The sequence below is a fragment of the Pedobacter sp. UYP1 genome (assembly GCF_040547305.1).
In the GTDB taxonomy this organism is placed as follows: Bacteria; Bacteroidota; Bacteroidia; order Sphingobacteriales; family Sphingobacteriaceae; genus Pedobacter.
The window spans coordinates 261,309-277,999 of sequence record NZ_JBEPPL010000005.1 but is presented as its reverse complement, the minus strand read 5'-3'; the positions used below and the strand labels follow the sequence as shown (position 1 = coordinate 277,999).

At 37.7% G+C, this 16,691-nt stretch carries 20 protein-coding genes; 6 read left to right on the top strand and 14 right to left on the bottom strand.

Annotated features, from left to right (window positions below):
* The 8 genes from ABIB30_RS13300 to ABIB30_RS13265 all read right to left on the bottom strand — a co-directional run bounded on the left by ABIB30_RS13300 (nucleotide 1) and on the right by ABIB30_RS13265 (nucleotide 5,626).
* Nucleotides 1-174: a C1orf53 family protein gene (locus tag ABIB30_RS13300; RefSeq protein WP_354302757.1), complete on the bottom strand. Its 174-nt coding sequence runs from the start codon at nucleotides 172-174 to the stop codon at nucleotides 1-3.
* Nucleotides 174-1,115, bottom strand: a complete 942-nt coding sequence (locus tag ABIB30_RS13295; RefSeq protein ID WP_354302755.1) for an exonuclease — start codon at nucleotides 1,113-1,115, stop codon at nucleotides 174-176. The genes ABIB30_RS13300 and ABIB30_RS13295 overlap by 1 nt, the downstream gene beginning before the upstream one ends.
* Nucleotides 1,116-1,712 (bottom strand): dephospho-CoA kinase, encoded by a 597-nt coding sequence (gene coaE / locus ABIB30_RS13290; protein WP_354302753.1) that lies wholly within the window; start codon nucleotides 1,710-1,712, stop codon nucleotides 1,116-1,118.
* Nucleotides 1,712-2,659 (bottom strand): CdaR family protein, encoded by a 948-nt coding sequence (locus ABIB30_RS13285; protein ID WP_354302751.1) that lies wholly within the window; start codon nucleotides 2,657-2,659, stop codon nucleotides 1,712-1,714. Before ABIB30_RS13285 ends, coaE begins: the two co-directional genes overlap by 1 nt.
* Before the next feature lie 90 nt (nucleotides 2,660-2,749).
* The gene (gene yajC / locus ABIB30_RS13280) at nucleotides 2,750-3,073 is read right to left on the bottom strand and encodes a preprotein translocase subunit YajC (protein WP_354302749.1); all 324 of its coding nucleotides are present in this window, start codon (nucleotides 3,071-3,073) and stop codon (nucleotides 2,750-2,752) included.
* A 21-nt stretch (nucleotides 3,074-3,094) separates the two neighbouring features.
* Complete coding sequence (locus tag ABIB30_RS13275) at nucleotides 3,095-3,541, bottom strand: DUF1573 domain-containing protein (RefSeq protein WP_354302747.1); 447 nt, start codon at nucleotides 3,539-3,541, stop codon at nucleotides 3,095-3,097.
* Between the two features lie 12 nt (nucleotides 3,542-3,553).
* Nucleotides 3,554-4,447 (bottom strand): transcription antitermination factor NusB, encoded by an 894-nt coding sequence (nusB, locus tag ABIB30_RS13270; RefSeq protein ID WP_232324612.1) that lies wholly within the window; start codon nucleotides 4,445-4,447, stop codon nucleotides 3,554-3,556.
* A gap of 90 nt (nucleotides 4,448-4,537) precedes the next feature.
* Nucleotides 4,538-5,626 carry a Glu/Leu/Phe/Val family dehydrogenase gene (locus tag ABIB30_RS13265; RefSeq protein WP_184660351.1) on the bottom strand — a complete coding sequence of 363 codons (1,089 nt, stop codon included), beginning with the start codon at nucleotides 5,624-5,626 and terminating at the stop codon, nucleotides 4,538-4,540.
* 111 nt (nucleotides 5,627-5,737) lie between these two features.
* On the opposite strand from ABIB30_RS13265, the gene ABIB30_RS13260 reads away from it, so the two are divergent.
* The 5 genes from ABIB30_RS13260 (at nucleotide 5,738) to ABIB30_RS13240 (ending at nucleotide 10,837) form a co-directional block, all read left to right on the top strand.
* Nucleotides 5,738-7,528 carry an ABC transporter ATP-binding protein gene (locus ABIB30_RS13260; RefSeq protein ID WP_354302744.1) on the top strand — a complete coding sequence of 597 codons (1,791 nt, stop codon included), beginning with the start codon at nucleotides 5,738-5,740 and terminating at the stop codon, nucleotides 7,526-7,528.
* Nucleotides 7,529-7,598: 70 nt separating this feature from the next.
* Nucleotides 7,599-7,925: a DUF3276 family protein gene (locus ABIB30_RS13255; protein ID WP_111632195.1), complete on the top strand. Its 327-nt coding sequence runs from the start codon at nucleotides 7,599-7,601 to the stop codon at nucleotides 7,923-7,925.
* Nucleotides 7,926-8,167: 242 nt separating this feature from the next.
* Nucleotides 8,168-9,478: a spondin domain-containing protein gene (locus ABIB30_RS13250; protein ID WP_354302741.1), complete on the top strand. Its 1,311-nt coding sequence runs from the start codon at nucleotides 8,168-8,170 to the stop codon at nucleotides 9,476-9,478.
* Between the two features lie 388 nt (nucleotides 9,479-9,866).
* Entirely contained in the window at nucleotides 9,867-10,340 is a 474-nt protein-coding gene (locus ABIB30_RS13245; RefSeq protein ID WP_354302739.1) for a hypothetical protein, read from the top strand.
* Between the two features lie 14 nt (nucleotides 10,341-10,354).
* Nucleotides 10,355-10,837: a hypothetical protein gene (locus ABIB30_RS13240; protein WP_354302737.1), complete on the top strand. Its 483-nt coding sequence runs from the start codon at nucleotides 10,355-10,357 to the stop codon at nucleotides 10,835-10,837.
* A gap of 69 nt (nucleotides 10,838-10,906) precedes the next feature.
* Here ABIB30_RS13240 and ABIB30_RS13235 read toward each other — a convergent pair whose 3' ends face one another.
* The 4 genes from ABIB30_RS13235 to ABIB30_RS13220 form a co-directional block, all read right to left on the bottom strand.
* On the bottom strand, nucleotides 10,907-11,911 hold the full coding sequence (locus ABIB30_RS13235) for a hypothetical protein (RefSeq protein WP_354302735.1): 1,005 nt from the start codon (nucleotides 11,909-11,911) through the stop codon (nucleotides 10,907-10,909).
* Between the two features lie 69 nt (nucleotides 11,912-11,980).
* Complete coding sequence (locus tag ABIB30_RS13230) at nucleotides 11,981-13,090, bottom strand: hypothetical protein (RefSeq protein WP_183867445.1); 1,110 nt, start codon at nucleotides 13,088-13,090, stop codon at nucleotides 11,981-11,983.
* Between the two features lie 8 nt (nucleotides 13,091-13,098).
* Nucleotides 13,099-13,809, bottom strand: a complete 711-nt coding sequence (locus ABIB30_RS13225; protein ID WP_354302733.1) for a hypothetical protein — start codon at nucleotides 13,807-13,809, stop codon at nucleotides 13,099-13,101.
* A 254-nt stretch (nucleotides 13,810-14,063) separates the two neighbouring features.
* Nucleotides 14,064-14,480 carry a hypothetical protein gene (locus ABIB30_RS13220; protein ID WP_354302731.1) on the bottom strand — a complete coding sequence of 139 codons (417 nt, stop codon included), beginning with the start codon at nucleotides 14,478-14,480 and terminating at the stop codon, nucleotides 14,064-14,066.
* Between the two features lie 171 nt (nucleotides 14,481-14,651).
* Between ABIB30_RS13220 and ABIB30_RS13215 the strand changes: the two genes are divergently transcribed.
* Complete coding sequence (locus ABIB30_RS13215) at nucleotides 14,652-14,777, top strand: hypothetical protein (RefSeq protein ID WP_354302729.1); 126 nt, start codon at nucleotides 14,652-14,654, stop codon at nucleotides 14,775-14,777.
* Between the two features lie 98 nt (nucleotides 14,778-14,875).
* Here the strand turns inward: ABIB30_RS13215 and ABIB30_RS13210 are convergent, their stop codons facing one another.
* A complete protein-coding gene (locus ABIB30_RS13210; protein WP_354302727.1) occupies nucleotides 14,876-15,286 on the bottom strand; it encodes an OsmC family protein in 411 nt (136 codons plus the stop codon).
* 195 nt (nucleotides 15,287-15,481) lie between these two features.
* Entirely contained in the window at nucleotides 15,482-16,690 is a 1,209-nt protein-coding gene (locus ABIB30_RS13205; protein ID WP_354302725.1) for an MFS transporter, read from the bottom strand.
* Nucleotide 16,691 lies beyond the last annotated feature (1 nt).

Genomic DNA, 16,691 nt, shown 5'->3' with positions numbered 1-16,691 from the left:
TTATCTTTTTTCTGAGTTTAATTCACTATTATTTCCACTGTCCTTTTTCCTGCCGTATTTCCATGGACAGTGCTTACACCCATTTTTACAGCAATAACCACGTTTAAGGTGGTACGCTTCCGTAAAAACCATTAATCCCTCTTTATTGAAATAATAGTCGGCACTCTGTTCCATTAGTTAAGCAATTTAACAGTAATAATGTTTGTATAATAACTTTTTAGTTGAATTCCACTCCCATGTGTAGTCCAGATTTCTTTTGGCTTTACTTTTTCAATCGTATAAATGATATCATCCCAGTCCACATGGTCAGAAATGAACAATTGTAACTCATTATTGTTCTGTAAGTGTTTCCATCCTGTAGCAAAAACCCTGATCACATTTACCGCTTTGATATAACTTCTGTAAACCAAAGGCGGTACCAGGTAAATCATATCAGTTTTAGTATTCTTCATTACCTTCCGGTCATAAACCTCATACTTTCCCATATCAATTCCCATCTGTTCATAAATTTTCACAAAAGGAAGAATACTATGGTGTACCAGGATTCTTCGTTGCGGGCAAAGGTCGCTGATCAATTTAATCAACCGCTGACTCTTACCTAAAGCATAAGCACCCAGCATAATATTACTCGTTGTCGCATTTAGTTTTTTGATCTCCAGTTCTACATCCGGATGTTTAGTATCAGGATTTGCAAAAGTTGTTTCCGTAATCAATACATCAGCTTCCGCAAATTCTATAGGCTCACAAGTCGTATCCGGTTGAAGCTTATAATCTCCAGTATATAGATATTTAACCCCTTTATACTCCATCATTACCAGTGCCGAGCCCAAAATATGGCCAGCAGGGATAAAACTGATCTTTACTCCATTCAATACAAATTCAGCATGAAAAGCATACAGATGAAACTCACCCGCTGCAAATTTCTTATACCGTTGTATCATGAACAATGAGGTAGCTTTGGTACAATACACATTGAAATTACCACTAATTGCATGATCACCATGTGCATGTGAAATTACTGCATCCTTTACCATTTCTTTCGGATCCAGGTAAAAATTGCCATAGGCACAATACAGTCCAATTTTAGTTGGCACTAAAAAATCCTCTAATATCATTTATTTTGTAAGGTTTATAAATTGATAGTGCAGCTCCAATACCTGGAGTATCACCGATTGGCTTTCATCATTTGTAATTAAAAAATCAGCCATTTTATTCTTTTCTTCATCACTCAGCTGCTTATCCATCCGTGCTTCGACCTGTTCGCTGGTCACCCCGTCCCGTTCCATCACCCTTTGTATTTTGACCGCTTTGGGTGCGGTAACCAAAATACTATGGTCACACATTCTATAAGAACCACTCTCAAATAATAGTGCAGCCTCTTTCAAATTATAAGGTACCTCTGCAGGTATAGTTTGCTGCCAGCTTTCAAATGCTCTGAATACAGCCGGATGAACCAATGCATTCAGCTTCTCCAGCTCCACTTTATTATTGAATACGATCTGGGCAATATGTTTATTGTTCAGCTTCCCGGACAGCTCATAACTCTCTACGCCGAAAGCTGCTATAATCCCCTTCCTTAATATTGGGTCGGTTACCATAATTTCTTTCGCTACAGTATCCGCATAAAACACAGGAATACCCAATTGTTCGAATATTTTGCAAACCGTAGTTTTACCACTTCCTATACCACCGGTAATCCCAATTTTAATCATTATCTTTCTATAATAAAATCAATTTTTTCCGGGTCTACCCTCACCTTTCTGCAATAATCAGGAAAGCGGGTCAGCTTAACACTCAGCTGCCCATGATGCTTTAATTTCCACTCATTCAAATCTACCACCGCTTCAATGAAATCTTCATTTACCTGCTGATAACTGGATAAGGCGACCATAAAAGTTATCTTCACCTTTTTCGGATAAAGCTTAACATTATAATATTCACCATTATTGATAATCTTCAATGGCACCTCTAGTGTCTTCTCTGTAAACTCATCTACTGGCAATTTAACCTCGACACTCGCCGGGAATATATTTACATTTTTGAGCACGTTCTGTATCATCCCTATCCTGGTCACTGCCTGATTCTGAATATTATGCAACACCAAAGTATCAGTTTTCCATTCATTAATTTTTTCCAGCTCTTCTTGCGGCCCCGATACCGTTACGTAATTAGGCGTACACTGAATCACATCAGAAATACCAAACTGCTTCACAAAAGATAAATTAGAGACTAATCTGACCGGAACTCTTTTTACCGTCCTTTTAGAAAAATCAAAGTATAACGTATCAGGGCGTACAGATATAATTTTCTGTGAAGTTTCCAGCTGATTGTTCACACTATACAACTGTTCTGAAAAAAGGATAAAGTTCCTGTTATTCAACTTTTCAAGGTTGATGCTGATAAATTGCGGATTTACTCTTAAACGTGCAAACAACAACTGCCAGCCCGTTCCTTCTACCTGTAAATCTACCGTATCGGACTGTAAAGGATGAAAAGCTTTTTTCTGCGGAAAATTTTTATAAATCAGAACAGTCTTGGCCGTATAAACATATTTATTGTTCAACGCCAGAAACAACCATCCTGCAATAGCCAGAAGCACACAAGTGATCAATACTAAAAAGCGCTTTCGCTCTATTTTTGTAAGTTTAATGAATGGCATACGGGCTGTAATTAATCAAATTTAAGGTTTTATCACTAAACAAAAAAGCCGCGCCATTAATGGAGCGGCTTTTTAATGTCTATCAGCGAATTAAGCCTTAGGCAATTCAGTAGATGCTTTAGTTGCATCCAGAGAAATCGCTGACTTGTCAAAACGGATTTTAGTACCGCCTTCAACTTCGATTAGAAAAGTAAGTTCATTCATATCAACGATTCTGCCGTGAATACCAGCAGTAGTAACTATTTTGTCACCTTTTTTCAAGTCTGCAACTAATTTTTTGTGGTCTTTAGCTTTTTTAACTTGTGGTCTGATCATGAAGAAATAGAAAACTACCATGATTAATACCATTGGAACCAAGGTACTTAACGTACTGCTTCCGCCGGCAGCAGCATCTAAAATTACTGTTAATGTCATATTGATTGTATTATTATAAAATTATGTTCTTTCTTTTACCTCACCAATCAGATGTACTTCTGTAGTGGAAGGGTTACCATTTGAAGTGATAGTGACAACTTTATCCTGCATTCCCATTTTACCAGCACTGTTAAAAACTACTTTAATCACACCATCAGCTCCTGGTTTAATCGGCTCTTTAGGAATTTCAGGAATAGTACATCCACAAGTTGCAGTCGCATTGGTAATAATCAATGGGCTTTTTCCAGTGTTTGTAAATTTAAATTCATAATGTACCGACTCTCCCTGTACGATTTTACCAAAATTGTACATTCCTTGTTTGAAACTGATTACAGGTGCATCAGGTGAAGCCACTGTTTTAGTTTCAGTAGTTTTAACTACACTGTCAGTCGCAACCGCTGTAGGTTTTGTTTGTTGGCACGCAGCTAATGCAGCTGCTGCAAATGCAAGTAAAAATATCTTCTTCATTACTATATTTTTTTATTCTTCTATCAATCCGCGGCCAATTTTCTTAATACTGTTTGTACGCTTTAAATCGCCTAAAATTTTGTCCAATATACCGTTAATAAATGAATTACTTTTCGGAGTACTGTAATCTTTTGACAAGTCAAGATACTCATTAATGGTTACTTTTACCGGAATTGAAGGGAAATTCATCAACTCACAAATAGCCATTTTCATCAGGATAGTATCCATTAATGCAATACGTTCCGATTCCCAGTTTTTAGTACGCTCGGCGATTAAATTCTGATATTCAGTATTATTTTTCAGCGTATAAGTGAAAAGATCTTCCACAAATTTGCTGTCTTCTTTCCAATCCACACTGATTGGCGTAAGTTTGTTTTTAAACGGATCTTCCGAAACAAAGTTCTTCAGGGTTTTTGCAACCATACCCTGCATTACTTCCTTATCTACCGGCCAGTTGATAAATTTATCTTCAAAAGCCTGGATGATATTCTGGCTTTTAAGGATGATTTTTCTAAAGATAAATTTGATAATCTCTTTTGATCCTTCCAGACTATCATCAGTATCTGCCAGATAAGCGATATACTCAGGAGTAGCTTTCAGCTTATTGTAGATTGTTTTGATGAATTCAGGATCCGCATGCCAGTTAATCTGGTATTTGTTTACAGCCGATTTAAATTCAGGATTTTCCTGCAGCAAAACAATGAACTTGTTGCGCAGTAATTTCTTGTTAGGATTCAGATCTTCAGCAGTTGGAAAATGCTTGTTAGCTCTTTCAATAGCGTCAACTGAGGTGTATTCCGTGATCTCAGAAAGTAGTGCCAGCATTCTGACATACATTTCATAAACCTGGTCAATACTGTGCATCAATTCTTTCTTTGCAGAAAGTAGATCCTTTTTGTCTGTCATTTGCCACGCAAAGATGTTTTGCAGGACTTTAATTCGTAGGTGCCTTCTATTTAACATGAATGTAAGAACGAGTTGGTAATATACCGGTTATTAAAATGATGATTTTATTTTTTTGATGTCTATTATTCTTTGTTCTGCAATCCTGTTTGCTGCCAGAATTGTTGGGATATTTTCTGCCTTGGACAATTTAATTACGTTACGCGTTGCCTGATAGATATTTTCTGTCAGCTGCATCGTGCGTTTTCTTCCAAAACCTGTTAATTCTGAATAACAGTTAATCAGTCCACCTGCATTAATCAGATAATCCGGTGCAAAAAGTATATTCTTTTCCAAAAGCAACTTGCCATGCACATGTTCATCAGCAAGCTGATTGTTAGCTGAACCAGCGATAATCGCAAACTTCATTCTGGGAATAGTTACATCATTGACCGTAGCTCCCAGCGCACAAGGCGCATAGATATCAACGTCAAGACCGAATACTTTATTAGCCTCTACAGGTTTTGCTTTATATTTTCTTGCAATATGATGTAAACGTTCCTCATTGATATCACTGATAAAAACCTCAACGTTTTCATTTCTCAGTAACTCTACCAATTGTTCCCCTACATTTCCGATCCCCTGTACAACAACAGAGCGTCCTGCCAGCATATCAGTTCCAAAAACTTCCTTAACACAAGCTTTTATTCCCAGAAAAACGCCTTTAGCAGTGGTAGGGGAAGGATCACCCATTCCACCAATTGATTCAGGAACCCCCGTCACATATTTGGTTTCCATACTGATATACTCCATGTCTTTAGTCGTTGTACCAACATCCTCAGCAGTAATGAACTCACCATTCAGGTTTTGAATAAAACGACCAAAACTGCGCATCATCGCTTCAGATTTTCCTTTACGGGAATCACCAATGATTACAGCTTTACCGCCACCCAGGTTTAAACCTGTAATTGCAGCTTTATAAGTCATACTCCTTGATAACCGCAGCACATCTTCCAATGCTTCAGTCTCCGTAGCATAACTTAACATTCTTGTACCACCTAAAGCAGGGCCCAGTGTCGTATCATGAATAGCAATAATGGCTTTTAAACCGGTATCGGGATCATTACAAAAAACAACTTTTTTGTGTCCTAAAGCACTTAGTTGATCTAAAATTGAGGTTACCGCAGAACTATTACCAGACATAAGATTTCGTTTATCAGACAGCTCGCAAAACTAAGGATAAAAAACATTATTTACATTGTTTTAACCAAACAGTTTTCAAAAATCATGTGCAATTGGCTAACTTTACGCCACATGAAGCACCTTCGTTTTTTAAATAAACATTTCTATAAATATAAATGGTGGATCGTACCCGGGGTGTTTTTCGTTATTATCTCTAATATTTTCGGTGTAATTCCAGCACAGGTTATCGGCCATGCCTTTAATCTTATTACCGAGAACATCCAGATTTACGGCCTTTTCAGCGGTTTTGAAAGACAGCAGATCATTTATGATATCTTCAGTTACAGTTTGCTTTATTTCGGCTCGCTCGTATTGATCCTCTATCTGATCAGAGGTCTATTTCTGTTCTTTATGCGCCAGACATTGATTCTGATGTCCAGACATATTGAATTTGATATGAAGAATGAGATTTACGCACACTACCAAAAGCTGAGCCTTGGCTTTTACCGCCGCAACAATACCGGCGATTTAATGAACCGGGCTACAGAAGATGTCAACAGAGTAAGGATGTATGTTGGCCCTGCAATTATGTATGCCATCAATACCCTTGTTTTATTTCTGCTGATTATTACTTCCATGTATTCAGTGAATGCTAAACTGGCTACTTTCTGCTTATTACCTCTGCCGGTACTGGTCATCATTATTTACTTTGTAAACACCCAGATCAATAATAAAAGCGAACAGATCCAGGAACAGCTTTCCAGTTTATCAAGTTTCGTACAGGAAAGATTTTCAGGCATCCGGGTTATCAAATCTTATGTCAGAGAAGATTATACCCGGGAGATCTTCGCGAACGAAAGCAACGCCTATAAAAACAGTTCCATGGGGCTGGTACGCGTACAAGCACTCTTTTATCCAACTATGCTTCTTTTAGTTGGTCTGAGTACTATTCTTACCGTATATATAGGTGGAGAACAGGTACTCGATGGTTCTATTACCGCAGGAAACATCGCAGAATTCATCGTATATGTTAATCAGCTTACATTCCCCGTTACTATGCTGGGCTGGGTAACCACGTTAATTCAACGCGCGTCAGCCTCACAGAAAAGGATCAATGAATTCCTCGAATTACAATCAGATATTCATACCGGAGATGCACCTGCAGGAGAAGTGAGCGGAAATATCAAATTTGATCACGTTAACTTTACCTATCAGGATACAGGTATCAAAGCATTACAAGATGTAAGTTTTGATATTAAAGCAGGACAATTCGTTGCGATCATCGGGCGTACCGGATCGGGAAAATCAACACTGGCCAATCTGATTATGAGGATGTATGATACCGACTCAGGTCAGATTTCAATTGACGGAAATCCCTTGAAGAATGTCAACCTGAATTCTTTCAGAGATCAAGTTGGTTTCGTTCCACAAGAAGTTTTTCTCTTTTCTGATAACATTAAGAATAATATTGCCTTTGGACTGGATCAGGTAACCGATCTTGAAATCGAAAATGCAGCACGAAATGCAGCCGTATATCATAATATAATGGACTTTGAGTTGAAGTTCGACACGATGCTTGGCGAGCGGGGCATTACCCTTTCCGGCGGACAAAAACAACGTGTATCTATAGCCAGAGCATTGATCAAAGAGCCCAAAATATTGATTTTCGACGATTGTCTTTCCGCAGTAGATACTAAAACTGAGGAGGAAATCTTAAATAACCTGGGTAATGTCATGAAAGGAAAGACCAGCATATTAATTGCCCACAGGATTTCTACTATCAAAAAAGCAGACAAGATTCTGGTACTTGAAGAAGGCCGTATCGCAGAACAAGGCACTCATGATGAACTAATTAACCTGCATGGCATCTACGAAGAGATGTATCAGAACCAGTTATTGGAAGAAGAAAATAAATCTCTTTAATTTCTATTTTGATCTTATCTAATTAATACTTTATATTTACCCGAACCAAAAACCAACAGCGATACCAAACATGGGAGAATTTGACAACAAAGAGAGAGAAGAGGTTTTTTCTAAAAAAGTAAGGGCCGGTAAGAGAACTTATTTTTTCGACGTTAAAGCAACACGTTCAGGAGATTATTATTTAACCCTTACTGAAAGCAAGAAAAGACTGGAAGACGGTGTATTTGTAAAACATAAGATCTTTTTATACAAAGAAGATTTTGAGAAATTCGCTGAAGGTTTAAATGAGACGGTTGATTATATCAAGAATCACCAGGAAGTTGTTGAAAAACGCTATGAATATTCAGAAAATCATGAAGGTGCTGCAAAAGGCCAGAATGATGATTTTTCTTTCTAGGATAGGATTTAAAAAAGAACTTTTAGAAGCTCCTTACAGGGGCTTTTTTTATGCCCTGGATTTTTATTTCAGGTGCATATATTATAAAAAACAAGTTTTATTCCTCAACATGTCCAACTTACCATCCTGATTGCCCTCCCCTTTTACAGTGCCAATCTGATTTTTTGAAATTAATTCAGGATCAGTTGTAAGGTTTTAGTAATGACCGCGACAAAGCGGTATAAACGAAAAACAAACACAAAATGAATTTACTTCAAAACAACTGGAAATGGCTTATTGCAGCCACGATCTTACCTTTAACATTCACAGCCTGTAAAAAAGACTCAGTAACCCCTCCAGCTACTAACAAAACTACAATCACGGTACAAAACGTATTGAATTCAAGTAACCTGGTTGAATCAGGTACTTTTCAGGGCACAGGTACACCACCAGTTATACTCCCGGGTCAAACTATTTCCTTCCGCTTTTCGGCTTCTATCGGACAAGCAGTTACCTTCTCTAGTATGTATGGCTGGTCTAACGACTTATTCTTCGCGCCAGCAAATCCTGGGATCGCACTTTATGACCAGAATAAAAAACCAATTGAAGGTGATGTTTCAGCACAAATCAAACTCTGGGATAATGGAACCAGAGTGAACCAGGCACCAGGAGCGAACGTTGTTCATCCCGGCATTGCAGAAAATAATGCAATTACAGAAGTGAGTGGAAAAGATGCTCAGGGAAATACCTACCTACCAGCTTCATCTCTGGTCAAAGCGACCTTAAAATATGAAGGCGATTCTTATTTCACCTTAACCTTACAAAATACTTCGGGCGGTACAGCTAATGAGACTCCATTAAGTCCTGGCGTATGGGCAGTATCATACATTGCAGGTGGCAAACTACTTAACCCAGCACCAATTTTCACTAGCGGACAGCCAACAGCAAATGGTTTGACTCAGCTTGCTGAAGCTGGAAATAATGCACCATTATATGCTTACATAAAAAGCAATACCGGAATCTTCACTCCACTGTCTCCAATTCTGGTAGTGGTTTATAACGGCATAGATAATCCAATTTTCAAGACTGGTGAAAAAGACCGTAACGAAGGATTAAAAGAACTGGCACAACAAGGAAATGCGACTTTATTAGCCGCAGCATTGCAAGGCAGACCAGGTGTTAAAAATGTATACGTATTACCAGCACCCAACTCAACTGTCCTGCTTCCTATGATAGGAAATCAGGTAGGTGGTTCCGTTTCTCAAGAACTTTCAGTAGCCAAAGGTGACCGTATTGCTATTGCAACGATGTATGGCTTTTCAAATGACTGGTTTTTTGCTTCTTCAGAAAACGGTTCGGATGCCACACAAACGGCGGACATTTCAAGTTCCATCAAGCTATATGATAATGGCACTGCCGTTGATCAGTTTCCTGGCGCGGGAAATAACCAGTTTAACCTTGGCGGAGCTACTGCATCACAAAGCAATGTAATCGCTGGTGTACCTAATCCAAACCCATTTACAACTTTACCTGCTATTAATGATATCATTAAAGTGAAAATTAATGTGAATTAGAAAGGTATTGTTTTTACTGCAAATAGCCGTTTCTAAATCATAGTAACGGTTATTTGCATTTATGATTAAATGCACTAATAATGAATAACTAATAAACTCTCTTCTTTCACATTTCTGTCCTCAAATCAGAAATCACTATAATTTATCAAACAGCGAACAGCCTGTAATATGCTGACAGAAAATTACACAACATTCTTATCCACCAATAAATCAGACAGTTACTACCAGCTGTAAAATTTAATACTTCTTACCAAAACAGATGGCATTAATTTTGTCGTCAAATTTTGTTTAACAGATAAAATAAATATATTTTAACAATACAATTAATGATCCACAATAAATATACTATTAGCTAAACAATCTAATTAACCCCTTAAACAGAAATAACATGGAAAATTACAAGTACTTTGAACAGGATGGTGATAAATATCTTTTGAAAGCACAATTCGTATTTATTGGTTTTCTTGGTGGCCTCTTCCTGGTAGGAGGACTTATTCTTGCCTTTACTATCGGTGCAACTGATAAAGCCAATAGATGGGTTGGCTATATTATGGCCATACTCGGTGCGCTGGTCTTACTTCGCCTTACTGCGAAAACTACCATCGATATGGAATCCCGTCAGGTTTTATTGAAAAAGAACCTGTTCGCCTCTGAAGTAGCCTATAGCCTGGACTATTTTGAAACCTTCCTTGTAGCCAAAACGATCTCTGTTTTTGGAATTACGATGAATGCAACAGCAAGTATGGTTTTAAACATCGAAGGAAAAGAGAAACTTCTGATGTTGAACCAATCCGTATTTTCTACAGTACCACTCAACAACATGATTAATGAGGCGCTGTACATCATGAAAATTGAAGATTAAATAGAACAGAAATTATGGCGCTTTATAACTTAGAAATCTCAGATGGCCGGTTCAGTATTCAACCCAATCTGAGTTATTACACCAAAATAAAGATCTTTTTAGCAGGAATTTTTTTATGCTTTGCTGTCATTCCTTTTACACCAATAGCTCATGACGTCAAATTTTTCCTGTATTTAATTGGCACGGGACTTTGCTGTTATGTAGTTTATGAATTCCTGTTTTTAGCGAATGTAAAAATCATTTTTGACCAGGGTACCCGAAAAGTATATAAAAAGATACCCGGAATTTATACAAAAACACTGATGGACTTTGAGGAAATCAGGCTGGTCAATGATACCAGTTATGGTCTATTAGTCTACACTATTGGCGCTAAGAGCACGCGTTTTGTAAAAAACTATCCAATCAGCGAGCCCTTTTCAAATACGAAGAAAGGGCTTAGGGAACAGTTAGAGTTTGAAACGACCATACTCGGACCTTTAATGGAATTTGTAAAATAAACATCCAATAATATCAGCAAAAAAGCTGCCCGTCAATGACAAGGCAGCTTTTTTAATGCGCTATAAAGCCTACTTAACCGACAACAGGAACCCTATTGTAAAGTTAGCATCCCAATCAAAAACAAAAGTATCACAATGCGTCGCATACTTGATCGCTTTGTAAATATTTACACCACTTTTAATCTTTACCTTATCTGTATTATACTTCTCAGGATTATTTAATACAGTAAATCTTTCTTCACCATTACGGGTCTGTTTAGCCAGTTCAAATGGAACACCACCAATGATAAAACAAACCTCACGCTTAGCCGCAGGAATCTTTTCTGCGATAGCTTTAACCTGATCGTAAACAGCAGCATCCTTTAAATCTTTCTCATAATACTTCGCTCCTGGCGCCTCAGCAGATTTAACAATGCCATCCATCCAGGATATTTTAGTGTTACCAGAACCAATATCAACTACAAAAGAGTTATCATAATAAGAAGCAGGCAATACGCATTTTAAAGCAAGTTTACCTTCCTGTTCAGCAGTAACCAGGTTCACGATATAACCCATTTTTTTCAATTCAGAAGTAATGGCAGCCGTTTTAGGTTCTTTTTGCGCACCTGAACTAATTACGAAATGTATATTCTTAGACTTTACGCCTTTATCAAACATAGCACCTATATAATCTTTTAATCCAGTACGGATATCAGCAGTAGTTGCCATACCTTCATACACAAAAGATTTTCCAAAGTCCTTAGAAATAATTTCCCAACGTTTTTCCTTATCAATATTAACTACAAAAGAGTTAAAACCAGAAGCACCAACCTCAACTACACCTTTATACTCACCATTTACTGGTTTCTCCGGGGTATAATTGAAAGAACGTTTCTCATCACTAGTTGCAGCAGAAGGCGAACCCGAAGCATCTGCAGTACGGCTGATACCAGTACTATCCTGTGCTGCTTTAGTTGCACCCCCATCAAATTTACCAGTTTCAGATGCCCAGTAACCTAATCCTATAATTGGAATAGCAATAATTATTGCCTTTATCGGCCAGCGTAATCTGCCCCATGTTGATTTCTCTTCCATATTCTTTATTTATATTTTTATTGTTAATAATTTAATTTAATACTGCCCCCTTTAAAGCCAGTTCTAAGTCTAATCCAGCAAAGTAAAACCCTTATCCACCTTTTCTTCTGCTTTTAGTTCATAAGAAGCATCCGACATCTGGCTAACATTAAGCATTTTAAGATTACGCTGATCCACTTTTTGAATAAACTCTTCCAACTCACCTTGTGTTGGTGCCCCACCCACAGTGATATTGTTATTCTGATCCAGAAAATCAAGATTGGAACGGATTGAAGCAATGTTCTGGCTGATTGCACCTGTTGCTGCATTCATGGCCTCCTGAAATACCCAGCTATCTTTAATGTTAAAGACTTCCGCCAAACCATCAGTTGCATTTTTCATTTTCTGAGTTGCTTCCAGTTTTTTAGAAATGATAGAAATACTACTATCAAGCGTACTTACATAAATACGGGCAGCACTTTCATTGTCTTTTAAAACTTCCAGCACCTTGGCAAACTGATTCGCATATTGCACATAACTTCTTGCATTCTGCTCTTCAGACTCCCCCTCTTTCCCTAATAAAAATGCTTTAGTACGGGTTTCCTTCGCATCTCTGCCATACCCATTTGCTTTCTCTGTATTGTTATTAGCCGCTTCTTGTTTTCCCTTCTCGTCCAGGTTAGCTGCTTCAACCGTAAAGCGCTTTGCATAAGTATATTTTTCCTCTGCTGTTTTCTGCGCAGTCTCTCCACTCTGGATCATATCAATACGCACCCCGTCTACATTGGTGATCTTCTCTTTTACCCTTTTCAAAGTATCTTTAGCATCTTTTGATAACAATTGCAATGTTTCAATCGGATTGTTACGGATAATAGCCTTCTCTCCTTTAAAAATCAAAATAGTTCCCAGACGATGCAGCAAAGCAATAATTTTTGGTGCAAGCAATAATAACACAATCAGAATAATACTGAAAATCACCAGTAGAATGCTTTTAGCAGCATATTCCAGCATTATTGGCAGGAATTTAAAAAAGGCAAAAGCTCCGCCTAAAACAATTACCCAGAAAAAAATATTAGCCATCGTCTTTTTGGCTTCTGGTGTTTGCATCTGGCTAGGCAAATGATCACCCAGTACCTGGAATATTGGTAACTGGCTTTTCAATTCGGCCGGGATGTTTACAAATTGGGACTTATTTTCCATCTTAATTTTTAGTTTATATTGGTTTGGATTATGTTAAGTGCATTTTTAATATCAGTGATTACTTCCGCAACTGCAGTATTGCCTACAGCAATTTTTGCATCTATATCTTTAAGCTGAGGTTCATACTTACTATTGATGTCCTTAAGTTCTTTTTGTCTGGAGCCCAGTTTTTCACGCAACTCTTCCATATTTTGTTCAAGCCGCTGGATCTCTGCAGTCAGGCTGGCCCTTTCTGCCACCTGATTTTGTTCAATGTTCTCCTTTTGCTGTTGCTTCTGACTCGTTTCCTTATCAATTACCTTTTGCAGTTCGGCAGCATAATTCTGACCAGTTCTGACCAGCTTATCCTTATCCAGGGTTTTATCTACATATTTTAAAGAAGTAAAAGCTGCTTTTATAGAGCCCGCATTCACACTTCCCATCTCAGCAGCTGCATTCCAAACTTCAAAAAAGTCTAATCCTGGTTCATTAATTCTTTCTAATATCTCCAGCACTTTAAGCTTCATCTGCTTGACATCAGCCGGCGGCAGATCAGAAGTATTTTGTGTTAGATTAGTTGGAGGGTTGTTAGTTACACCTTCACCCTTTTTAGTTTCCATTACCGACGGTACAACTGTCTGTTTCGATTCAGGGACAGATGGCTCAGGGCTATCCTCAAAGATTAATTTCTTTAAGCTTCTTAAAATCCCAAAGGAGTTATTAGCTGGTTCCTCACTCATAATTAAATTTATCTGTTACGAAAATAACAAAAAACAGAGATAACGTGCTGATTTATTTAACCCGGTTTTTAAACTAAAAAACAAAGTCAAATTCTTATGCAATGCAGTGAAAAAAATTAAATATAAATAGAGGAAATCTGGTACATCAGCGGGAATGATAACCATCTGGAAGCTATGTTACCAGCAAAATTAAATTAAAAACCACCTTCAGCATTCAGACTGAAGGTGGTTAAGCAGATCGCTTCAAAAACAGCTTATTTCTCTTTAATAGCGCACTCTTTCACTTGTGCATCGGTTAAAGATATCCAGCTCTCCTGTTCCGATACATTAGTACCTAGCAAAATTTTCTGATCTTTTTGCAGTTGTTTTTCAAGTCGCAACAGCAAGTCATCTGGTATTGCTTTATTCAAGATCCTGACTGGCTCATCCAGCGCATCTGTTTTAAGTTCGAGATCATAAATTCCTGAAGTCAGTGTTTTACAAATCACCAGTTCCACTACTTTACCATGTGTAATGTTTTTCAAAGCCGTAAACGCATTAACTACCTGCTCTGCATGATCAGCCTTAAAGCCAAGCATTAGTATGGTACCTAGTTCTGCACTTTCGGTATCATTTGATACATATATTTTTTCAGCCTCCGCGAGGATTGATTCTATAACTAACCTGTCCATAATTTAATTTTTTAGAAATCTATACCATAAAAAGGAATGAAAAGGCTTATTGTTTGGTTAAAGATTAAATATAAAAGCCCAATTCCTGTAATATTCAATACATTGAAATCCATAGCCATCCAACATACGTAAACAAGAGGGTAATTTACCTTTCCCAAACCAAGCAATAAGATGAATACAATATTATATATGTTCAATAATATCAAAATAGGATTATCAGAAATTATGATTATCCTGCTGGCACTACTTGTTATCTTTTTAGTGATGCGTAATCTCATCGCTCCGCCTAAATACTAACCACAGCAAATTCTGACCTAAAAAAAATGCCTTCTTTACAGAAAGCATTTTTTTGAAACCGTTTCAATAGCTTCTTAAAAATTATATTAATTATTCTCTTAAACTAAACTAGCTTCCAGAGAAATAGCTACATTATAAGCCTTACTTACCGGACAATTTTCTTTTGCACCAGCAGCAATTTCCTGAAATTGCTCTTCCGTAATATCAGGAATACTTGCTTTCAGTACCAGATTAGAACTTGTAATCACTCCATTATCCAAAGATACTGTTCCTTTAGTTTCCAGCGATGTCGGGTTAAAACCAGCCTCAGTCAGATCAAGACTTAATTTCATCGTAAAACATCCTGCATGTGCAGCTGCCATTAACTCTTCTGGATTGGTTCCTACACCATCTTCAAAACGGCTGCTAAATGAATATTGAGTCTGGTTCAGTACAGTACTGTCGGTAGTTAAGTGACCTTTACCTTCTTTGATTGTGCCATTCCAAACGGCTGTTGCATTACGTTTCATCTATTTAGTTTTAAATTGTTTATCTTTTGTTAGCTAGAGCCTTTGATGAATAAAATAATTATTGCATTGCATGCTTATAATTATTTTATTCATGTCGGGTTCATCTATTTAGTTTTAAATTGTTTATCTTTTGTTAGCTAGAGTTTTTTGTTTTTTTAATAATATTACAAAATTACATTCACTATTAAAGACAGTTTAATTCATTTTATGTTTTAGTAATTTAAAACCTGACGCACAAACGACTAACAATACGATCAGCATTATCCACAACCAGTTGTACCCATATTTTTCGGCCAGATAAAAACCTGCCGAAGGGCCAATCACTTGTGAAACCGACCAGCTTAACGTATATCCGGCAGCGTACTGTCCGCGGTTAAATTCATTGGTTCTGCTCATTACAAAAGTATTGATAAAAGGAAGTGCGAACATTTCTCCAATCGTAAACAGCAATACAGATAAAAGGGCAACTATAACTGGTGTAATTCCAGGTAATAATAACATGACATAAGCACCGGCAATGAACAACACACCTTTGACGATATAATGGATTGGAGAACGCTTATTTTCAATTCTGCTGATCATGACCATTTCAAAAAGCGCAATAATCAAACCATTCATCCCCAATATCAAACCGATTTTCAGCTCATTGATATGCCAGACCTCTTTGTAAAAGAGAGGGACTACCCTGAACATCAGGTAGAAACAAGTAGTCAGCATGGTGGTCAGCAATAAAAACTTGATAAACAAAATATCCTCCCAAGGTTTGCGAACTTGCATTCCCTTAATTTTTTCGGCTACCGCTTTACGTGCTCCTTTGGCAGTTGCAGGTAAAAGCAATAAAATCGAGAGACCAGAAAGGGCACTCACCGATCCGTCCAGCACAAACAGCATAGGATAGCTAAAAGATGCAACAATTCCTCCTATGGCACTGCCTACAGCCCAACCCATATTTGTTGCCAGTCTGTTCAGCGAATAAGAACGGGTTTGAGTACCTTCTTTCGCATAAGTTGCAATCGCAGCAAAATTTGCCGGTCTAAAGGCCTCAGAGAAGAAACTGATGACAATAGTCAGCATACACAAGGCATGAAAATGCGTAATCGTAGAATACAGGATGAAAAACAGCCCTCCAATAATGGAGGAGATAATTTGTACTGCCCTGAAGCCGATCACATCGGTTAGTTTTCCGCCTGCAGTTGCCCCCAGAATAGACCCTACTCCAAACAGGGTGATAATTAATCCAGCATCAGACGGTGGTCTGTGCAAATATTGAGTCATATATAAACTCATAAAAGGTACAGCCATGCTGCTGCTCCTATTGATGAGCATCACTATACTTAATAACCAGGTTTCAGCGCTTAATCCAGAAAAAGAATCTTTATAGGTGGTATATACTTTTTTAATCATT

Excerpts from the sequence above, each read along its gene's own strand:
- ABIB30_RS13300 (WP_354302757.1), bottom strand. The coding sequence starts at position 174 with ATGGAACAGAGTGCCGACTATTATTTCAATAAAGAGGGATTAATGGTT.
- ABIB30_RS13295 (WP_354302755.1), bottom strand. The coding sequence starts at position 1,115 with ATGATATTAGAGGATTTTTTAGTGCCAACTAAAATTGGACTGTATTGT.
- coaE (WP_354302753.1), bottom strand. The coding sequence starts at position 1,712 with ATGATTAAAATTGGGATTACCGGTGGTATAGGAAGTGGTAAAACTACG.
- ABIB30_RS13285 (WP_354302751.1), bottom strand. The coding sequence starts at position 2,659 with ATGCCATTCATTAAACTTACAAAAATAGAGCGAAAGCGCTTTTTAGTA.
- yajC (WP_354302749.1), bottom strand. The coding sequence starts at position 3,073 with ATGACATTAACAGTAATTTTAGATGCTGCTGCCGGCGGAAGCAGTACG.
- ABIB30_RS13275 (WP_354302747.1), bottom strand. The coding sequence starts at position 3,541 with ATGAAGAAGATATTTTTACTTGCATTTGCAGCAGCTGCATTAGCTGCG.
- nusB (WP_232324612.1), bottom strand. The coding sequence starts at position 4,447 with ATGACAGACAAAAAGGATCTACTTTCTGCAAAGAAAGAATTGATGCAC.
- ABIB30_RS13265 (WP_184660351.1), bottom strand. The coding sequence starts at position 5,626 with ATGTCTGGTAATAGTTCTGCGGTAACCTCAATTTTAGATCAACTAAGT.
- ABIB30_RS13260 (WP_354302744.1), top strand. The coding sequence starts at position 5,738 with ATGAAGCACCTTCGTTTTTTAAATAAACATTTCTATAAATATAAATGG.
- ABIB30_RS13255 (WP_111632195.1), top strand. The coding sequence starts at position 7,599 with ATGGGAGAATTTGACAACAAAGAGAGAGAAGAGGTTTTTTCTAAAAAA.
- ABIB30_RS13250 (WP_354302741.1), top strand. The coding sequence starts at position 8,168 with ATGAATTTACTTCAAAACAACTGGAAATGGCTTATTGCAGCCACGATC.
- ABIB30_RS13245 (WP_354302739.1), top strand. The coding sequence starts at position 9,867 with ATGGAAAATTACAAGTACTTTGAACAGGATGGTGATAAATATCTTTTG.
- ABIB30_RS13240 (WP_354302737.1), top strand. The coding sequence starts at position 10,355 with ATGGCGCTTTATAACTTAGAAATCTCAGATGGCCGGTTCAGTATTCAA.
- ABIB30_RS13235 (WP_354302735.1), bottom strand. The coding sequence starts at position 11,911 with ATGGAAGAGAAATCAACATGGGGCAGATTACGCTGGCCGATAAAGGCA.
- ABIB30_RS13230 (WP_183867445.1), bottom strand. The coding sequence starts at position 13,090 with ATGGAAAATAAGTCCCAATTTGTAAACATCCCGGCCGAATTGAAAAGC.
- ABIB30_RS13225 (WP_354302733.1), bottom strand. The coding sequence starts at position 13,809 with ATGAGTGAGGAACCAGCTAATAACTCCTTTGGGATTTTAAGAAGCTTA.
- ABIB30_RS13220 (WP_354302731.1), bottom strand. The coding sequence starts at position 14,480 with ATGGACAGGTTAGTTATAGAATCAATCCTCGCGGAGGCTGAAAAAATA.
- ABIB30_RS13215 (WP_354302729.1), top strand. The coding sequence starts at position 14,652 with ATGAATACAATATTATATATGTTCAATAATATCAAAATAGGATTATCA.
- ABIB30_RS13210 (WP_354302727.1), bottom strand. The coding sequence starts at position 15,286 with ATGAAACGTAATGCAACAGCCGTTTGGAATGGCACAATCAAAGAAGGT.
- ABIB30_RS13205 (WP_354302725.1), bottom strand. The coding sequence starts at position 16,690 with ATGATTAAAAAAGTATATACCACCTATAAAGATTCTTTTTCTGGATTA.